The 2,550-nt window shown below is 69.1% G+C and carries 1 protein-coding gene; it reads right to left on the reverse strand.

Translation table 11 applies throughout. The annotated features are described in order from the left end of the window. Nucleotides 1–2,550, reverse strand: a 2,550-nt coding sequence (locus BIV23_RS44240) for a type I polyketide synthase (RefSeq protein WP_143079256.1), incomplete at both ends; no start/stop codon positions are given.

A 2,550-nucleotide genomic window follows, 5' to 3' on the forward strand; every position in this document is an offset into this window, starting at 1 on the left:
GTGGTGGGTGAGCTGGGCGGTGGCGTGGGTGGTCCAGGGTGTGTCGGGGTGGGTGTCGGGGTCGGGGTGGCTGTGGACGGTGGCCTGGCGGTGCCCGTTGCCGTCGGGGGCGGTGACGGCGACCTGGATGCGCAGCGGTCCGGTCTCGGGGAGGAGCAGTGGGGTGGTGAGGGTCAGGGTGTCGACCCGGCCGGCCCCGACGCGTTCGGCCGCGGTGAGGACCATGTCCAGGATTCCGGTGCCGGGCAGCAGGGGCGTGCCGAAGACGCGGTGGTCGCCGAGCCAGTCCTGTCCGTTGCCGGTGGCGTCGATCGTGCCGGTGAGGATCAGTCCGTCGCCGGTGGCCAGTGGCGTCGACAGCGCGAGCCAGGGGTGACCGGCCTCGTCCACGCCCCAACCCGAGGTGTCCGCAGGGGTGTTGGCATGACTGGTGAGCCAGTGGTGTTTTCGGTCGAAGGGGTAGGTGGGGAGGTTGGGTTCTGTGGGTGTGTGGGGTGTTGTGTGGTGCCAGGGCCAGTGGTGTGGGTGGGTGAGTCCGGTGCGGACCCATGAGGTGAGGGCGTCGGTGGTGTCGGCGTGGTTTCGGTGGGTGGTGGGGGTGGTGGTTCCGCCGTGATGTTGGGTGATGTGGTCGAGGACCATGGCCATGACGGGGTGGGGGCTGATCTCGGTCCAGGTGTGGTGGCCGTCGGTGGTGGCGGCTTGGGCGGCTTGGTCGAAGCGGACGGGTTGGCGCAGGTTGGCGCACCAGTAGTGGGCGTCGAGTTCGGTGCCGTGAATGAGGCGGCCGTGGACGGTGGAGTACATGGGGGTGTGTCCGGCCTGTGGGTGCAGGTCGGTGAGTTCCTGGGCGAGGGTGGGCAGGAGGGGGTCCATGTGTGTGCTGTGGGAGGCGTAGTCGACCTGGATGCGGCGGGCGAAGATGTTTTCGGTCTGTAGTTGGGTCAGGAGTGTGTCGAGGGTGTGGTTGTCGCCGGAGATGATGGTGGAGGTGGGGGTGTTGACGGCGGCGATGGACAGGCCGGTGTCGGTGAGGCGTTGGGTGACCCATTCGTGGCCGCGTTCGATGACGGCCATGCCTCCTTGTCCTTGGCGGGTGGCGACGGCGCGGGCGCGGGTGGCGACGATTTTGGCGCCTTGTTCGAGGGTGAGGATGCCGGCGACGACGGCGGCGGCGATCTCGCCCTGGGAGTGTCCGATGACGGCGTGGGGGGTGATGCCCATGGACTTCCACCAGGCGGCGAGGGCGAGGCTCATGGTGAACAGTGCGGGTTGTATGTCTTCGACGCTGGTGAGGGGGTGTTGTCCGGTGAGGGCGTGGGTGACGGGCCATCCGGTCCAGGGTTGGAGGGCGGTGTCGCAGGCGGCTACGGTCTGGGCGAATGCGGGGGAGTGTTGGAGGAGGTGGCGGCCCATGCCTTCCCATTGCGAGCCTTGTCCGGGGAAGACCCAGACGTGGCGGGGGCCGGTTTCGTGGAGGGTTTCGTCGTGGGGGGTGTGGAGGGGGGTGATGACGCCGGTTGTGTCGGTGTTTTCGGCGAGTGCTTCGAGTCGGTTGATGGCCTGGTCGCGGGTGGTGGCCAGGACGGCGGCTCGGTGGTCGAACCAGGTGCGGTGCCACAGTGCGGTGGATGCCACTCGGTCCAGGGGGATCTCGGGGTGTTGGCGCCACCATGCGGCCCATCGGCGGGCCTGTGTCCGCACGGTGTGGGCGTCGCGGCCCGAGAGCACGATCGGGAACACGTTCTCGGTGGAAGCACCGGTGTTGGGTCCGATGGCTTGTGCCGGTGTCGGTGTGGACTGTGGCTGGTGTGGTGCTTCTTCGAGGATGAGGTGGGCGTTGGTGCCGCTGAGGCCGAAGGAGGAGATGCCGGCGCGGCGGGGGCGTGTGGTGTCGTGGGTCCAGGGCTGTGGCTGGTGGAGGAGGCGCAGGCCGCTGGTGTCCCATTCGATGTGTGGGCTGGGTTCGTCGGCGTGGAGGGTTTTGGGGAGGGTTTCGTGTTGGAGTGCGAGGACCATTTTCATCACGCCGGCGACGCCGGCGGCGGCTTGGGCGTGGCCGATGTTCGACTTGGAGGAGCCGAGGTAGAGCGGGTGGTCGGTGTCGCGTCCGGGGCCGAAGACTTCGGCGAGTGCGCCGGCTTCGATGGGGTCGCCGAGGGGGGTTCCGGTGCCGTGTGCCTCGATGGCGTCGATGTCGCGGGGGGAGAGTCCCGCGCGGGTCAGTGCCTGGTGGATGACGCGTTGCTGGGAGGGGCCGTGGGGGGCGGTCAGTCCCTGGGAGCGGCCGTCCTGGTTGACCGCTGTTCCGCGGATCACGGCGAGGACGTGGTCGCCGTCGGCGTGTGCGGTCGACAGTCGTTTGAGGAGGAGGATTCCGCAGCCCTCGGACCATCCGGCGCCGTCGGCGTCGGCGGAGAAGCTCTTGCACCGTCCGTCGGCGGCTGTGCCGCGCAGTCGGGAGAACTCGACGAAGACCGAGGGGGTCGACATCACGGTCACGCCACCGGCGAGGGCGGTGTCGCACTCGCGCTGGCGCAGTGCCGTGAC

Source organism: Streptomyces monashensis (assembly GCF_001866665.1).
Lineage (GTDB): Bacteria > Actinomycetota > Actinomycetes > Streptomycetales > Streptomycetaceae > Streptomyces > Streptomyces monashensis.